Origin of the sequence: Enterobacter sp. JH25 (assembly GCF_021725435.1) — a bacterium.
Taxonomy (GTDB): domain Bacteria; phylum Pseudomonadota; class Gammaproteobacteria; order Enterobacterales; family Enterobacteriaceae; genus Enterobacter; species Enterobacter intestinihominis.
Map to the genome: position 1 here is coordinate 487,031 of NZ_CP091319.1, position 15,809 is coordinate 502,839.

13 protein-coding genes are annotated in these 15,809 nt (G+C 57.7%); 8 read left to right on the forward strand and 5 right to left on the reverse strand.

All coding sequences use genetic code 11. The features are described from left to right. From L2Y28_RS02355 to L2Y28_RS02390, 8 genes are all read left to right on the forward strand, one after another. Nucleotides 1-300, forward strand: coding sequence for a DUF4312 family protein (locus L2Y28_RS02355; RefSeq protein ID WP_006810338.1), 300 nt, complete (start codon nt 1-3; stop codon nt 298-300). Between the two features lie 22 nt (nt 301-322). After that, entirely contained in the window at nt 323-1,099 is a 777-nt protein-coding gene (locus L2Y28_RS02360) for a DUF4311 domain-containing protein (protein WP_006810337.1), read from the forward strand. A gap of 13 nt (nt 1,100-1,112) precedes the next feature. Continuing rightward, nucleotides 1,113-1,754, forward strand: coding sequence for a DUF4310 family protein (locus L2Y28_RS02365; protein WP_003856081.1), 642 nt, complete (start codon nt 1,113-1,115; stop codon nt 1,752-1,754). 42 nt (nt 1,755-1,796) lie between these two features. Further along, nucleotides 1,797-2,930, forward strand: coding sequence for an amidohydrolase/deacetylase family metallohydrolase (locus L2Y28_RS02370; RefSeq protein WP_022646862.1), 1,134 nt, complete (start codon nt 1,797-1,799; stop codon nt 2,928-2,930). Next, nucleotides 2,914-4,032: a DgaE family pyridoxal phosphate-dependent ammonia lyase gene (locus tag L2Y28_RS02375; protein WP_022646863.1), complete on the forward strand. Its 1,119-nt coding sequence runs from the start codon at nt 2,914-2,916 to the stop codon at nt 4,030-4,032. The genes L2Y28_RS02370 and L2Y28_RS02375 overlap by 17 nt, the downstream gene beginning before the upstream one ends. After that, the gene (locus L2Y28_RS02380) at nt 4,029-4,769 is read left to right on the forward strand and encodes a KDGP aldolase family protein (RefSeq protein ID WP_022646864.1); all 741 of its coding nucleotides are present in this window, start codon (nt 4,029-4,031) and stop codon (nt 4,767-4,769) included. Before L2Y28_RS02375 ends, L2Y28_RS02380 begins: the two co-directional genes overlap by 4 nt. A gap of 119 nt (nt 4,770-4,888) precedes the next feature. Next, entirely contained in the window at nt 4,889-6,025 is a 1,137-nt protein-coding gene (locus L2Y28_RS02385; RefSeq protein WP_022646865.1) for a lactonase family protein, read from the forward strand. A gap of 19 nt (nt 6,026-6,044) precedes the next feature. Beyond that, nucleotides 6,045-7,955 (forward strand): transcription antiterminator, encoded by a 1,911-nt coding sequence (locus L2Y28_RS02390; RefSeq protein ID WP_022646866.1) that lies wholly within the window; start codon nt 6,045-6,047, stop codon nt 7,953-7,955. Between the two features lie 32 nt (nt 7,956-7,987). On the opposite strand, the gene nrdG is transcribed toward L2Y28_RS02390, so the two are convergent. From nrdG to L2Y28_RS02415, 5 genes are all read right to left on the reverse strand, one after another. Further along, nucleotides 7,988-8,452 carry an anaerobic ribonucleoside-triphosphate reductase-activating protein gene (gene nrdG / locus L2Y28_RS02395; RefSeq protein WP_022646867.1) on the reverse strand — a complete coding sequence of 155 codons (465 nt, stop codon included), beginning with the start codon at nt 8,450-8,452 and terminating at the stop codon, nt 7,988-7,990. Between the two features lie 105 nt (nt 8,453-8,557). Next, nucleotides 8,558-10,696: an anaerobic ribonucleoside-triphosphate reductase gene (gene nrdD / locus L2Y28_RS02400; RefSeq protein WP_022646868.1), complete on the reverse strand. Its 2,139-nt coding sequence runs from the start codon at nt 10,694-10,696 to the stop codon at nt 8,558-8,560. 368 nt (nt 10,697-11,064) lie between these two features. Beyond that, entirely contained in the window at nt 11,065-11,637 is a 573-nt protein-coding gene (locus tag L2Y28_RS02405; RefSeq protein ID WP_022646869.1) for a PTS sugar transporter subunit IIA, read from the reverse strand. 1 nt (nt 11,638) lies between these two features. After that, complete coding sequence (locus L2Y28_RS02410; RefSeq protein ID WP_022646870.1) at nt 11,639-14,236, reverse strand: glycoside hydrolase family 38 C-terminal domain-containing protein; 2,598 nt, start codon at nt 14,234-14,236, stop codon at nt 11,639-11,641. Between the two features lie 10 nt (nt 14,237-14,246). Further along, on the reverse strand, nt 14,247-15,644 hold the full coding sequence (locus tag L2Y28_RS02415) for a PTS fructose transporter subunit IIC (protein WP_071785194.1): 1,398 nt from the start codon (nt 15,642-15,644) through the stop codon (nt 14,247-14,249). Nucleotides 15,645-15,809 lie beyond the last annotated feature (165 nt).

A 15,809-nucleotide genomic window follows, 5' to 3' on the forward strand; every position in this document is an offset into this window, starting at 1 on the left:
ATGAAAGAACAGTTCACGACCACGGTGAGAGTGAAGGGGAAGGGCGATGCCAAAGCGCGCGCCTTTGCCGACGCCCTCAACCACGTACAGGCCGCGGTGATGAAAGCCTCACCGCATATCTTACTGCGTATTGAGCCACAGGATGTGCAGGTTGTTCAGGCGCAAGAAGCGGTGCGAAAAGAAGCGTTTTTGTTCTTCTTTCTGCGTCGGGAAAGACGCACCTACAGCGTGGAGCTGGATGTGACCGTCAACGTGACCGCCATCAATCTCGACCAGGTGGATTTCGTCACGCAACGCTGATTATTCATAAAAGGGCAGACTGATGTTCTTAATTATATTAATAAAATCGCTCATCATTGGCGGCCTGGTTGGCGTCGGTGTTGGAGCCGGGGCTGCACGCATGTTTCATGCGCCTACCACTCAGGGTATGGGCGCGTTTCGTACATTGGGGGAACTGAACTCCTGTGAAGGGGATCCGGCGTCCCACTTCTCCTTTGGGTTAGGTTTCTTCTTTAACGCCTGGGCCTCTTCCGTGGCCGCAGGTGCCTTCACACAGGACGTTGACCACCGCATCATCCCGAACTGGGGTGCTGCTGCACTGATGATCAAAAACCGTAACGTCGGTGAAACGCTGCATGACCCGCGCAAAATGGCGATTGCCTGCGGCATTATCGGCATGATTGTCGTGACCTTCCTTAACCTGACCGCCTCCTCCGTTCCGGCTGCGCTTCAGGTCACCGCCGTGAAGGTGCTGGTGCCTGCCGCGAACCTGCTGGTCAACACCGTGATGCCGGTGATCTTCTGGCTGGCAGCCATCGACGCGGGTAAAAAATCGGGCTTCTGGGCCACCATCTTTGGCGGCGCAGCGCAGCTGATCATGGGTAACGCCGTGCCGGGTCTGGTGCTGGGGATCCTGATCGGTAAAGGCGTAGAAGAGAGCGGCTGGAACCACGTCACCAAAGTGATGATGGCGGCGATCGTCCTGCTGTTTGTGCTGAGCGGCTTCTTCCGCGGCTTCGACATGAAGATGATCGAATCCTTCCATCTGACCGTGCCGAACTGGCTCGACATGATCCACAACTCGCTCAGCGGTAAATAACAGGAGCCTCTAAATGGAACAGAATAAAGGTTTTTGGTATGCCGACTGGTCGTTCCCGATCTTCGTTGGCCTGCTCTCCTCCGGCGTCTTCGCCGGGACGCACATGTACTACCTCTACGGTATCGGCGCGTTTAACGAAGTGGCCTTCGTGGCGATGCTGAAAGCGGGAATCGATACCGGCGTTTACGGCGCGGTGGCGGCGTTCGGCGCAAGCTTCCTTTTCGCCCGTATCATCGAAGGGTCGCTGGTCGGGATTCTCGACATCGGCGGGGCGATCCAGACCGGCGTGGGCCTCGGCGTACCGGCGCTGCTGCTGGGCGCGGGGATCATGTTCCCGGTGACCAACTTTATTGCCTCGCTGATTACCGGCCTGGTGATTGGTCTGGCGATTGGCTACGTCATCATCCTGGCGCGTAAGTTCACCATCAACCAGAGTAACTCCACCTACGGTGCAGACGTGATGATGGGCGCGGGTAACGCCTCCGGCCGCTTCCTCGGGCCGTTGATTATCCTCAGCGCCATGACCGCCTCCATTCCAATCGGCGTCGGTTCCCTGGTGGGCGCGCTGCTGTTCTACATCTGGCAGAAGCCGATTACCGGTGGCGCCATCCTCGGCGCAATGATTTTGGGCTGGCTGTTCCCGGTCGCCCTTTAATACCTGCGGGCGCTTCGGTGCCCGCCTTATCAGGAGAACCCCATGTTTGATCTACTCCTGCGCCGTGCGCGCCTCGCCGACGATACCCTGACCGATATCGCCATTCAGGACGGGAAGATCGCCGCGACAGGCCAAATTGACGCTCCCGCTCGTAAAACGGTTGAGCTTAACGGTGTCGTGTTCGTCAGCGCGGGCTGGATTGACTCCCACGTCCACTGCTACCCGAACTCCCCAATTTACCACGACGAGCCGGACAGCGTGGGCATTGCCACCGGCGTCACCACCGTGGTGGACGCGGGCAGTACCGGGGCCGACGACGTGGATGATTTTTACGCCATCACCCGCAAAGCATCCACCGAGGTGTTTGCCCTGCTGAACATCTCCCGCGTGGGGCTGATTGCCCAGAACGAGCTGGCCAATATGGCCAATATTGATGCTGATGCGGTGAAGCAGGCGGTGACGCGCTACCCGGATTTTATCGTCGGCCTGAAGGCGCGCATGAGCAGCAGCGTGGTCGGTGAAAACGGCATTACCCCGCTGGAGCGCGCGAAAGCGATTCAAAAAGAGAATGGCGACCTGCCGCTGATGGTGCACATCGGCAACAACCCGCCGAACCTTGATGAGATTGCCGAGCTGTTAAGCTCCGGCGACATCATTACCCACTGCTACAACGGCAAGCCCAACCGCATTCTGACGCCCTCCGGCGAGCTGCGCGCCTCCATTACGTCTGCGCTGAAGCGCGGCGTGCGTCTGGACGTCGGCCACGGCACGGCGAGCTTCAGCTTTGAGGTGGCGAAACGCGCCATCGCGATGGGCATTCTGCCGCACACCATCAGCTCGGATATCTACTGCCGCAACCGCATCAACGGCCCGGTCGGCTCGCTGGCCAGCGTGATGTCGAAATTCCTCGCCATCGGCATGTCATTGCCGCAGGTGATTGACTGCGTCACCGCCAACGCCGCAGACGGCCTGCGCCTGACGCGCAAAGGCCGCATTCAGCCTGGTCTCGACGCTGATCTGACGCTGTTCACCCTCAAACGCCAGCCGACGGTGCTGACGGATGCTGAAAACGACAGCCTGCAGGCTGAACACATTCTGGTGCCGCTTGCCGCGATCCGCGCGGGCAAGGGCTACATGACCGAACAAGGGAGCACGGAACATGCCTTCGATTTATGAGAAGTACAACTTAAAGCAGGTTATCAACACCTCTGGCCGCATGACGGCGCTGGGTGTCTCCACGCCGCGCCCGGAAGTGGTGCAGGCGGCGATGGACGGCATGAATCACTATTTCGAGATAAAGGATCTGGTCAATAAAACCGGCGAATACATCGCGAAGCTGCTGGAGGTGGAAGGCGCAACGGTGGTCTCCTGCGCGTCGGCGGGCATTGCCCAGTCCGTGGCGGCGGTACTGGTGAAAGACAGCGACTGGCTGCTGGAAAACCTGCACGTCACACCGATTGAGAACAACGAGATCGTCCTGCCGAAAGGCCACAACGTGAACTTTGGCGCGCCGGTAGGCACCATGGTAGCGCTGGGCGGCGGCAGGCTGGTGGAAGCGGGCTACGCCAACGAATGCTCTGCCGATCAGCTGGCGGCAGCGATCACCCCGCGTACAGCGGCTATCCTCTACATTAAATCGCACCACTGCGTACAGAAAAGCATGCTCAGCGTCGAGCAGGCGGCGGTGGTGGCGCGTAAACACGACCTGCCGCTGATCGTTGATGCCGCGGCGGAAGAAGATCTGCATACCTATTACCGCTCCGGCGCGGACCTGGTGATCTACAGCGGCGCGAAGGCGATTGAAGGCCCAACCAGCGGCCTGGTGATCGGCAAAACCCAGTACGTTGAGTGGGTGAAGCGCCAGACGGCGGGCATTGGCCGCGCGATGAAGGTGGGCAAAGAGGGGATCCTCGGCCTGACCTGCGCCATCGAACACTACCTGACGGCCACCAGGGAGAGCGGGGCCGAGATGGTGGCGAAGATGACGCCGTTTATTGACGCGCTCAACACCCTGAACGGCGTCACCGCCCGCGTGGTCTGGGACAGCGCGGGTCGCGATATCGCGCGCACCGAGATTAAGTTTGACGAAGCGACCACCGGCGTCGGCACCGGTGACCTGGTGAACGCGCTCAAGCAGGGCGAATACGCCATTTACTTCCGTGGCTATAAAGCTAACGAAGGGATTATCGAAGCGGATGTGCGCAGCGTGAATGCTGATCAGCTGAACATCGTGTACCGCCGTATTAGCGAAGTATTAGGACAGGAGAAAAAAGCATGAAACTGACCCCTAACTTTTACCGTGACCGCGTCTGCCTGAACGTGCTGGCAGGATCGAAAGCCAACGCCAGCGCCATTTACGAGGCGGCGGAAGGTCATGTGCTGGTGGGCGTGCTCTCCAAAAATTACCCCGACGTGGCGAGCGCCGTCGCGGATATGCGTGAGTATGCGGCCCTGATTGATAACGCGCTCTCCGTGGGGCTGGGCGCAGGCGATCCGAACCAGTCGGCGATGGTGAGTGAAATCTCCCGCCAGGTACAGCCGCAGCACGTCAATCAGGTCTTCACCGGCGTGGCCGCCAGCCGCGCGCTGCTGGGGCAGAATGAGTCGGTGGTCAATGGCCTGGTCTCCCCGACCGGCACCGTCGGCATGGTTAAAATTTCCACCGGCCCGCTGAGCAGCAACGCGCCGGACGGCATTGTGCCGGTGGAAACCGCGATTGCCCTGCTGAAAGATTTCGGCGGCAGCTCAATCAAGTACTTCCCGATGGGCGGCCTCAAGTGCCGTGACGAGTATAAAGCGGTGGCGGAAGCCTGCGCCCGTCACGACTTCTGGCTGGAGCCGACCGGGGGAATCGATCTGGAGAACTTTGAGGAGATCCTGCAGATCGCCCTGGACGCGGGCGTGAGCAAAATCATCCCGCATATCTACAGCTCGATTATCGACAAAGCCAGCGGCGACACGCGTCCGGAAGATGTGCGTACGTTGCTGGCGATGACGAAGAAGCTGGTGAAGTAGAACCTGCCCCTCACCCCAGCCCTCTCCCCAAAGGGGAGAGGGTGTAATCGTCCCCTCTCCCCTTTGGGGAGAGGGTTAGGGTGAGGGGAAACACACCGCACACACCCGAAGGAGCCACCATGCACACCCGTACCCTGCTTGTCGCTTCACTCTCAATGCTCGCCACCGCCGCTGCCGCCCAGACGCAATACGCCTGGGTGGGCACCTATAATCCCAACGGCGAAGGGCTGTACCGTTTTACCGTCGACCCGCAAACCGGCGCGCTCGATAACAAAACGCTGGTGAGCCAACTCCCGAACGCTGCGCAGCTTACCGTCTCGCACGACGGCAAAACGCTCTACCTGGCAAGCGAGGTGGAGCAGGGCGTGGTGCAGGCGTTGCGAATAGGCGATAACGGCGCGCTGAGCGAGCTGAATCAGGTGGCCTCCGGCGGCGCGGGGCCGGTGTATCTTTCCCTGACGCCGAACGGCAAACATTTGCTGGTGGCGAACTACGTCAGCGGATCGATCGCGGTGCTGCCCGTTAACGCAGACGGCAGCCTGGGCGATGCTACGGACACCCATCAGGACAAAGGCGAACCGGGCGCGGCGAAGCCGGAAGCTGCCGTCGAGGGCAGTTTCGCCATCAGCGATCATAACGGCCCTCACGCGCACATGATCGCCGCCGATCCGAGCGGGAAATACGTTTTTTCCACCGATCTGGGGCTGGATCGCATCTATCAGTACCGTTTTGACGATCGAACCGGAAAGCTGACCCCGAACGATCCGCCGTTTATCAGCGCCTCCTCAAAAGGGGCCGGGCCGCGCCATTTCGTCTTTACGCTGAAGGGGGATGCCCTGTGGCTGATTAACGAAGAAGCCTCTACGCTCACCCATTATGCGCTGGACAGCAACGGCAGGCTGAAAGAGGGTAAAACGGTTTCAGCCTTGCCGGACGGTTATAAAGGCACCAGTTTTGCCGCCGGGCTGGCACTAAGCGCCGACGGGAAACAGCTGTATGTCGCTAACCGTTTGCATAACAGCATCGGGCACTTTACCGTAACGGCGGAGGGCACGCTGACGCATCAGGACGATGTCTGGACGCGAGGCGACTATCCGCGCACCCTGACGCTTGATAAGCAGGGGCGCTGGCTGTACGTCATGAACCAGCGCAGCGACAACATTACCCGTTTCCGCGTGGCGCCGGACGGCAAGCTGAGCGCCGAGTCAGACTATACCCCGGTCGGCAGCCCATCCCAGATGGTCATTTCACCCTGAGCAGTAAGAGGACAACGACGTGCGATTTCCGAACCAACGTTTAGCACAACTTTTCGATCTGTTGCAAAACGAGACGCTGCCGCAGGACGAGCTGGCGCAGCGGCTGTCGGTCTCCACGCGAACCGTCCGGGCGGATATCACCGCCCTGAACGCGCTGCTGGCCAGCCACGGCGCGCAGTTCATTTTGAGCCGGGGCAACGGCTATCAGCTCAAAATCAATGATGTGGCGCGCTATCAACAATTGCAGTCGTCCCACCCGCGCGCGCTGCGTATTCCGCGAACCGGACCGGAGCGTGTGCATTATCTGGTGGTGCGTTTTCTGACGTCAGCCTTTTCCCTTAAGCTGGAGGATCTGGCAGATGAGTGGTTCGTCAGCCGGGCCACGCTGCAAAGCGACATGGTGGAAGTACGCGAGTGGTTTCACCGTTACAACCTGACGCTGGAAACCCGCCCGCGCCACGGCATGAAGCTGTTTGGCAGCGAGATGGCGATCCGCGCCTGCCTGACCGACCTCCTGTGGGAGCTGGCGCAGCAGGATAGCCTTAACCCGCTGGTGACCGACGTGGCGCTCAACGCGGGCGTGGCGGAAAAGATGGTCCCTGTCCTGCACGACGCGCTGACGCGCCATCACATTCGCCTGACCGATGAAGGCGAGCTGTTCCTGCGCCTGTACTGCGCGGTGTCGGTACGGCGCATCAGCGAGGGGTATCCGCTGCCGGAATTCCACGCTGAAGACGTGGAAGAGAACGTACGCGAGGCGGCGAAAGATATCGCCGTGGCTATCCAGGAGCTGGCGGGCAAGGCGCTTTCACCATCGGAAGAGAGCTGGCTGTGCGTGCACATTGCGGCGCGGCAGATCCAGGAGATCGCCCCCAGCGCCATTAATGCTGACGACGACGAAGCCCTGGTCAACTATATCCTGCGCTACATCAACACCCACTATAACTACAACCTGTTGAGCGACGAGCAACTGCATGCAGATCTGCTCACGCACATCAAAACCATGATTACCCGCGTGCGGTATCAAATCATGATCCCCAATCCGCTGCTGGATAACATCAAGCAGCACTACCCGATGGCGTGGGATATGACCCTCGCGGCGGTGTCGAGCTGGGGCAAATACACGCCGTATGTGATCAGCGAAAACGAAATTGGTTTTCTGGTGCTGCATATCGGTGTCGGTCTGGAGCGCCACTACAACATCGGCTACCAGCGTCAGCCGCGCGTGCTGCTGGTATGTGACGCTGGTAACGCGATGGTGCGCATGATCGAGGCGGTGCTTCAGCGCAAATACCCGCAGATTGAGGTGACGCGCACGCTCACCCTGCGCGAGTACGAACTTGCCGATGCCATCGGCGAAGACTTCGTGATCTCCACCGCTCGCGTGAGCGAAAAATCCAAACCGGTGGTGATAATCGCCCCGTTCCCGACCGATTATCAGTTAGAGCAGATCGGCAAGCTGGTGCTGGTGGACCGTACCCGCCCGTGGATGCTGGAGAAATACTTCGACGCGGCCCATTTCCGCATTCTCGACAAGCCTGTCGACCAGCAAACGCTGTTCCGCGAACTGTGTGGGCAGCTTGAAAGTGAAGGCTTTGTCGGCGCGGAATTTCTGGAATCGGTTATCGAGCGTGAAGCTATCGTCAGCACTATGCTCGGCGACGGCATCGCGCTGCCGCACTCCCTCGGCCTGCTGGCGCAAAAAACGGTGGTCTACACCGTGCTGGCGCCGCAGGGCATTCAGTGGGGAGATGAAACTGCCCATGTCATTTTTCTGCTCGCCATCAGCAAAAGCGAGTACGAAGAGGCAATGGCGATTTACGATATTTTTGTCACTTTCCTGCGTGAACGCGCGATGGCGCGCCTGTGCCAGTGCGAGGATTTTGCGGCGTTTAAGGCTGAGGCAATGGAGAGTGTGAGTCGGTTTTGACGTTCAGGCGGACAGAGGATATCCGCCTTCATTCAACGCAGATGATGCACAACCTGGTTGCTGCTGCCGCGCCAGATAAGCATAGGATCTTTTAGATCCTGCACGAACTTGCCGTCGACCAGGACGTTAATCAGATCCACTACTTCCTTCTGCTGCGCATTCAGTTCATCCAGCTTATAACCCGTCCAGACCCAGATGTCTTTTCCCGCGCACTCGCGGCGGATGCGTTTTACCAGCTTCAGGATCGCCGGCACGTTTTGCGGATGGAGCGGGTCGCCGCCGGAGAGCGAGATCCCCTGACGTTTAATGCGCGTGTCGTTCAGGTCGTTGATGATGCGGTCTTCCATCTCAGCGGTAAACGGCATACCCGAGTTCAGGCGCCAGGTGCTTTTGTTATAGCAGCCGGGGCACTCGTGAACGCAGCCTGATACAAAGAGGGTGCAGCGGGTGCCGGGGCCGTTGACGATGTCGACGGGGTAGTACTGGTGATAGTTCATCGCGAATAACCACGCCGGGTGGCGCTGCGCTTACCCGGCCTACAAAAGAGAGCGGTCCGTAGGCCCGGTAAGCGCAGCGCCACCGGGCATTAACGTGGCAGCGGATTACCCGATCTGCCCATTTCCCAGATGTTTCACCCTGCGCTTCACCTCTTCCTGCTTACCGGCGTTAAACGGACGGGCGTCCGGGCTGCCGAGGTAGCCGCACACGCGGCGGGTTACGGAGACGCGGGCTGCATCGTGGTTACCGCATTTAGGGCAGGTGAAGCCTTTGCTGGTACACTCGAACTCACCGGTAAAGCCGCACTCGTAGCACTCGTCGATTGGCGTGTTGGTTCCGTAGTACGGAACGTGCTGATAGCTGTAATCCCACACGTCTTCCAGCGCCTTCAGGTTATGCTGAATGTTCGGGTACTCGCCGTAGCAGATAAAACCGCCGTTCGCGATGGGCGGATAGGCCGCTTCGAAGTCGATCTTGTCGTACGGGTTCACCTTCTTCTCCACATCGAGGTGGAAGCTGTTGGTGTAGTAACCTTTGTCGGTCACCCCTTCCACGATGCCGAACTCGGCGGTATCCAGACGGCAGAAGCGATCGCAGAGGTTTTCGCTCGGCGTGCTGTACAGGCTGAAACCGTAGCCGGTTTCCTCTTTCCACTGGTCTACCGCATCGCGCAGGCGCTGCACAATCGCGATACCTTTCTCACGCAGGGCGTCGTTGTCATAGATGTGCTTGTCGCCAAACAGCGCGTTAATGGTTTCGTGAATGCCGATGTAGCCGAGAGAGATCGACGCGCGACCGTTTTTGAAGATCTCCGACACATCATCATCCGCCTTCAGGCGCACGCCGCAGGCCCCTTCCATATAGAGAATTGGCGCGACGCGGGCTTTCACCCCTTCAAGGCGGGCGATGCGGGTCATCAGCGCCTTACGTGCCAGCTGTAAACGTTCATCCAGCAGCGCCCAGAAGGCCGCTTCATTACCTTTGGCTTCCAGCGCGATGCGCGGCAGGTTCAGGCTGATGACGCCCAGGTTGTTGCGCCCGTCGTGGATCTGCTCGCCGTTCTCATCCTCGTACACGCCGAGGAAGCTGCGACAGCCCATTGGCGTTTTAAACGAACCGGTGACTTTTACCACCTGGTCGTAGTTCAGAATGTCCGGGTACATACGCTTGCTCGCGCACTCCAGCGCCAGCTGTTTGATGTCGTAGTTCGGATCGCCAAACTTGTGGTTCAGGCCGTCGCGAATGGCGAACACCAGTTTCGGGAACACCGCCGTTTTACGGTTTTTACCGAGGCCGGAGATACGGTTACGCAGAATAGACTGCTGGATCAGGCGTGATTCCCAGCTGGTTCCGAGGCCAAACCCGAAGGTCACAAACGGCGTCTGGCCGTTGGCGGTGTGCAGCGTGTTTACTTCATATTCCAGCGACTGGAACGCGTCGTAGCACTCTTTCTCGGTGCGGGAACGGGCATAACCGTCGGCGTCCGGGATCTGCCACTCTTCCGCCGTTTTACGGTGTTTGTTGAAGCTCTCGGTCACGAACGGGGCCAACACTTCATCGATGCGGTTAATGGTGGTGCCGCCATAGATGTGGCTCGCCACCTGGGCGATGATCTGCGCCGTGACCGCCGTCGCGGTGGAGATGGATTTCGGCGGCTCAATCTCGGCGTTACCCATTTTAAAACCCTGGGTCAGCATGCCTTTCAGGTCGATCAGCATGCAGTTAAACATCGGGAAGAACGGCGAGTAGTCGAGATCGTGGTAGTGGATCTCACCGCGCTCGTGCGCCGAGACTACATCGCGCGGCAGCAGGTGCTGGCGGGCATAGTGCTTGGCGACGATACCAGCCAGCAGGTCGCGCTGGGTCGGGATCACTTTGCTGTCTTTATTGGCATTTTCATTGAGCAGCGACGAGTTGGTTTGCTCTACCAGGCCGCGGATCTCCTGGTTCAGGCGACCGCGTTTCTCACGCTGGACGTCACGGTCGTGACGATACTCAATGTAGGCGCGCGCCAGCTGCTTGTACGGACCAGACATCAGCTGGTTTTCAACCGCGGTCTGGATCTCGTTGATATCCACCTGGCTGCGTTCGTGCATCTGGCTGCTAACGACTTCTGCGACGGTGGCGCAGTAATCTGCGTCATCGACTCCCGCTGCTTTAGCTGCACGCAGAATGGCTTCTTTGATGCGCTCTGATTTAAACGGCACTTTACAGCCATCACGTTTCATCACATGCGGTGTCATGATCACTCCATTTTAAAAACAGGTTATCCACAGAGGTGGAGAAGTATTCACCGGGCGTATTCCTCGCCGAGGCAAAGACTTCCCGCGTGCCCAGCTCGTGTTATCCACAATTCCGGCCAGCGTTCGCGCCGTCTTGTTGTTGGAATAGTAGACGATAAATACAAGATGTTGGGTCGGCGTGCATTTTAAGTGCTACATATAGTGATTTGCATCAAACATGTTTGCGATTTTTTTGATGCAGGACAAAGTAAAAAGACGAGAGTACAAACGGCGGGCGCTGAGGCAATTGTAAAGACGCGAAGGAAAAATCTGATTAATTATTCAACAAAAACAAGCGCTCAGCAGAGCCTGTGCTGAGCGCTGCTCGATTAACTCACCCCGCAGACCCAGCTCAACCCTGCCTGTAAAAAGGCTGCGGTAGCAATACTGCCCAGCACCACGGGGATGAGAAAGGAGCGATCGGGGCTATCGTCCTGTACTGGCGGTTCTTCAGCATTCAGGACGGACAATGCCTCTTCCCGGGTGCGCGCCGCCAGAAGCTGCTCACGCACCCGCTCATCCGTTAGTCTGCTGGTCAGCGTCGTCAGCAGTTGCATATGCGTACTGCCTGCTTCCGCTGGCGGAATGGCGAGCAGGAAAACCATTCTCACCTCTTCATCACCTTCCAGCCCCGGCCAGCATATCGGATCGTCAAAGAGCGCCAGACAAAATGCTGCCTGTAGAACCGCCTCGGTTTTACCGTGCGGGACGGCGAGTGCTTCACCCAGCGCGGTAGGACCTTCACTTTCGCGTTGTAAAACGCTTTCGATAAATGCCTCTCGATCGTTGATGATATTCTGCCTGGCGAGCGGCTCGGTGAGCCAGCGGATCAGTGCTTCAGGCGTACGTTGGGGCGGGTTGATAAACACCCGATCGGGATGCGTCAATGCCAGCAAGTTCATATTAAGCCTCAATCAAAAAATCGCAGGTTGCGGAAGGTGAGATCGCTGTTACCGGTTGCACGGGCTCTTCCAGATAGTTGATCTGACGAAGCCCCGCCAGACTTGTCGGAACGGGAACCGGCTGTGTCCCGGCGTTAAATACGCGTAAGACGGTGCCATGCAACTGCTGCGCATGGGGCAGTGCGGAAAGGATGAGCGGCTCCGGCAAGGTCAGTAGCGAGAATTCTGCCGGAAGCCTGCGTTCGGGCAGACGCAACGCAAAGCGCTCAAGACGGCTATCGAGCATGTGTAACGCTTGCGGTTGATAGGAAAAAGGCTGTCCAGCCGCCTGATTTTCCAGCTGGCGCAGCGTGAGGTGGTCGGCGTTGTCGGCCAGCGCGACGGTGAATGAAAAGTGCAACGGTTTCAGCAACTGGGCATCAGGAGTCTCAACCACCGTATTATTGATGCCGGAGGCCCGACCCGGTCGCCACTCGAGATCGCTGCGTCCGAGCACGCCCGTCGATTTAAACATCGTCAGGGCAATAGCTGCTGGTTCGCTGCCGATAATCTGAAATTCTTTCATGCCACGGCTAGTCACAACCAGCGCTTTACCCGGTTCCGTAACAGCGATAATGCCCTCGCTGGTTTCGATATCCACGGGCTTCTCACGATAGCGTTCTTGCCATTTTTCACCGTCATATCCCGTTTCGCGCTGGATGATTGCGAAGGGCAGTGAGGCGATAGCGTGACGGGTGTGAATATCGCTGCCGATCAGTAAACGTAGCCGGTGATCGCAGTGGCTGTTTTCCAGCGAAGCCTCGACATACAGGTTCGGATCGTCATGGCGTAATTCACAGACCAGACGAATGGATAACGGCGTTCGTGCCGTTTCCTGACGGCTGGCGAGATCCTGCGGAAGAAGCATTGTGGCCTCGACGGTTAGCTTTTCGACAAGCTTCGTTTTCACGCCGTCGACGAGCGTAAAATGCGAACAGCGCGTCGGTGTGTCGCCTGCAAGTGGCGAAAAATCGTAGCTGTCGCCCGCATCAGCACAGTCTTCGAGAGTAAAGAAAGAGGGGATGCGTCTGCCGCTGCGTTTGTCTTCCAGGGTAAGCGTTCCGGCGTCCAGCGACAGTCGATAATGCGCGTTCTCAATCTCGCTGCCCTTTATCTTTTCAGGCTCCTGAAAAGGCGCACGGTCATCTACAACGTTAACGGTGAGATAGCCGATCGGCGGCAGAACCGGTGTCTTTACCGCTACGTGCCAGCGGTAATAAGGGGGAATGGCCGTTTCGCACTCGCCCTCGGCGGTAAGGGAGATCGCCGTTCCGCCGGGCAGAATATCCCTTTTCAGGACGTCGAACGGGATGGGCAGCCCCTGATACGTCAGGGCGATATTATCAGCCCGGCTATACAGGGTGGTTATCACCACGCGCTGCGTTGGGGTAGCCAGCGGGTTAAAAATCAGCAGGTCGCCTTCCTGAGCGCAGGCGGCGGCCAGGGTTTTCACCACCAGATTCCACAGGCTATGGCACAGCTGTTCGGTTTGTTCCAGACGATGCAGAATGTCGCGGTTGGTGGCATCGCTATTGCAGCCGCCAATTGAATCGTGGGCATGGTTTCGCAACAACTTTTTCCAGAGGGTATCGACCACCGAGAGGTTCACCGGCAGCCCCTGATGACGCGCCATGGCGATTGTCGGCTCCAGCCGCCGCAGGATGAACTGTTCGACTTCATCATTTTTCTTTTTGATGTCGTAGCGCACGGATCCGATCGTTTTATGGATGCGGGTATAGCGCGGCGATTTCAGCTCTCCTTCCCAGCGTTCAAACTGTTCACGCCGCGCGCGTAGAATATCGACGTAGCGCTCCAGCGAACTGATAACGTACCGGTCTTCATTGGGGGAGCGTGCGCTGGCGATCTGTAGAATTTTCGGCAGCGCCGGGTCGATACTAACCTGATCGCCGCCGCAGGGTAGCAGCAGGTCATTTATTTCGGCCCGCGAGCGCAGGAGATTGACCATCGGGAAGATTTTTCCCTGCAAATGGCTCGCGTCTGAAGAGATGTTTTTAGCCGCGCCGTAACCGAATGCCATCGCGCAGGCGATAACGGTCGCACCTGACGGCGCCCGCCATAGGAACTGGCTGCTTTTCGCCTGTCTGTCGTGATCGATGCCGCGCCAGAAGACGATATTGTCGATATTGCAGCCCTGCAAAATCGTGGGCATCTGCGCATTGTGGCCGAAGGTGTCCGGAAGATACCCGACCTGCATGGCATGCCCCAGCGTTCGGGCGGCGAAGATGCCGTACTTGAGATTGCGAATAATGGATTCGCCATGCACGTTGTAGGTGTCCGTCTGGGTATACCACGGCCCTACAAAGATCCTTTTTCCTCTGACCAGTTTTTCCAGCCTGGCGCGATAATCGGGATTGATGACGAGAAAATCCTCCACTACCGCCATCTGTCCGTCAAGGTGATAGCAGGTGTAAGCGGGGTCCTGCTCCAGCGTGTCGATGACGTCCGCAAAGTTAGATGACGCCAGCACCATGCTGTCCTGGCGGGTGAAATACCACTCCTGATCCCAGTGCGTATGGGCAATGATGTGGATCTGATTCATGACGTTCCCCTTATCTGGCGTTCTTTGGGCTGACATAGAGCACGCCCAGAGCGCAAATCAATGCGCCAATAACGACGCTCGCCAGGTAGCCCGCTACATTAGTCGCCAGCGGCCAGCCCCAGACGGCTGGCAGAGGCAGCGTCTGCTTCACGCCAAGGGTAATAGCGACCAGCGCGCCGGCGACGGCACCGGTCATGAACACCGGGATAAGACGTGGGTTTTTCAGGATGAACGGGATCGCGCCTTCGGAGATCCCAATCACGCCCAGCAACAACGAGGTGCTACCGACGGTTTTCTCCTCCTGGCTAAAGACATCCGGTAATCCAAAGCGACCGTTGAGGAACGCAGCAAAGCCGACGCCGATGGAGGGGATCACGATGGAGAGTTCACGGGCGGTTAAATCAAACGTCTCGCTCATGCCATTCAGGCCGAGCGCGACCGAGCCTGCCGCCTTGTTGACCGGACCGCCCAGGTCGAACGCGGTACCTGCGGCGATCATCGCGGAATAGAACCCGCGTCCTGTGTCACCTGCCGAGGTAAAAAAGACCACCATCAGCTGGTTAAGTGAGCCAAAAATAGGGTTGATCAAATATTCCATGACCATCACCAGCGTAATGCCGGTGATGAGAGGGACGACAAGCATGGTTTTAATGGTGGTGAGCTGCTGACGGACGTGAATCGAATCATTGAGCCAGCGCACCAGATAGCCCACATAAAAGCCGATACCAATGGCACCAAAAAAGCCGGATGGCATAAAGCCTTCGATATCAAAGAAGCGCTTATAGACTTCGTCTGACATGATGCCGCCGATAAGCCCGGGGATAAGCGCGGGTTTACCAGCAATGGAAAACGCCAGATACATCGCAAAAACGGGATACATGAACTTAATGGTCATAAAGCCCACTTTATCCAGCACGCTGAACGGCGAATGTTCGATGTTAATAAACTGCCCGGTAATTTTGGCCGTCGCCATCATCAGCCCGCCCATCACCACGACCGGCAGCATATAGCTGATGGCCGCCATAATATGGCCAATAAAAATCTGGTAAGCCGAACGCTGGAGATCGTCTTCTTGTGCGACAGTGGTGACGTTTTTTTCCATGGCCAGCGCCCGACGCAGATAGCGATCGGTATGTTTGATCAGCTCTTGTGTGCGGGTTTGAAGGTGAGGAAGGTTTTCAAAACGCTCGGCATCCTGAATGGGAACGTCGGTTGCCAGAATAATGGCCGTGGCGGAGGCGATATCCTGTTTTGTTAAGCGGTTTTGAACGCCATCGCTGCCCTGCGTTTCGACCTTTACCTCAATATTGTGCTCGTTAGCCCATGCAATAATTTTATTTGCCGCCATAAAGGTGTGTGCGATGCCTGTTGGACAGGCTGTTACCGCGACAACTTTTTGTTTCGTCATTGTCATAATTCCCTGAATGTGAAAACAGGGGAAGTATAAAGAGAACCTAAAACAGTTTTTAATGTTTGCTAATACTAATTACGTATCGTGATACGCGTAAATGCAATAATGCAATGTGTGAAGCGCCTTCCAGAGACTATTTCTCTGTTGTGTTAATATCATGTT

Coding starts and splice junctions, on each gene's coding strand:
- L2Y28_RS02355 (WP_006810338.1), top strand. CDS start 1: ATGAAAGAACAGTTCACGACCACGGTGAGAGTGAAGGGGAAGGGCGAT.
- L2Y28_RS02360 (WP_006810337.1), top strand. CDS start 323: ATGTTCTTAATTATATTAATAAAATCGCTCATCATTGGCGGCCTGGTT.
- L2Y28_RS02365 (WP_003856081.1), top strand. CDS start 1,113: ATGGAACAGAATAAAGGTTTTTGGTATGCCGACTGGTCGTTCCCGATC.
- L2Y28_RS02370 (WP_022646862.1), top strand. CDS start 1,797: ATGTTTGATCTACTCCTGCGCCGTGCGCGCCTCGCCGACGATACCCTG.
- L2Y28_RS02375 (WP_022646863.1), top strand. CDS start 2,914: ATGCCTTCGATTTATGAGAAGTACAACTTAAAGCAGGTTATCAACACC.
- L2Y28_RS02380 (WP_022646864.1), top strand. CDS start 4,029: ATGAAACTGACCCCTAACTTTTACCGTGACCGCGTCTGCCTGAACGTG.
- L2Y28_RS02385 (WP_022646865.1), top strand. CDS start 4,889: ATGCACACCCGTACCCTGCTTGTCGCTTCACTCTCAATGCTCGCCACC.
- nrdG (WP_022646867.1), bottom strand. CDS start 8,452: ATGAACTATCACCAGTACTACCCCGTCGACATCGTCAACGGCCCCGGC.
- nrdD (WP_022646868.1), bottom strand. CDS start 10,696: ATGACACCGCATGTGATGAAACGTGATGGCTGTAAAGTGCCGTTTAAA.
- L2Y28_RS02405 (WP_022646869.1), bottom strand. CDS start 11,637: ATGAACTTGCTGGCATTGACGCATCCCGATCGGGTGTTTATCAACCCG.
- L2Y28_RS02410 (WP_022646870.1), bottom strand. CDS start 14,236: ATGAATCAGATCCACATCATTGCCCATACGCACTGGGATCAGGAGTGG.
- L2Y28_RS02415 (WP_071785194.1), bottom strand. CDS start 15,644: ATGACGAAACAAAAAGTTGTCGCGGTAACAGCCTGTCCAACAGGCATC.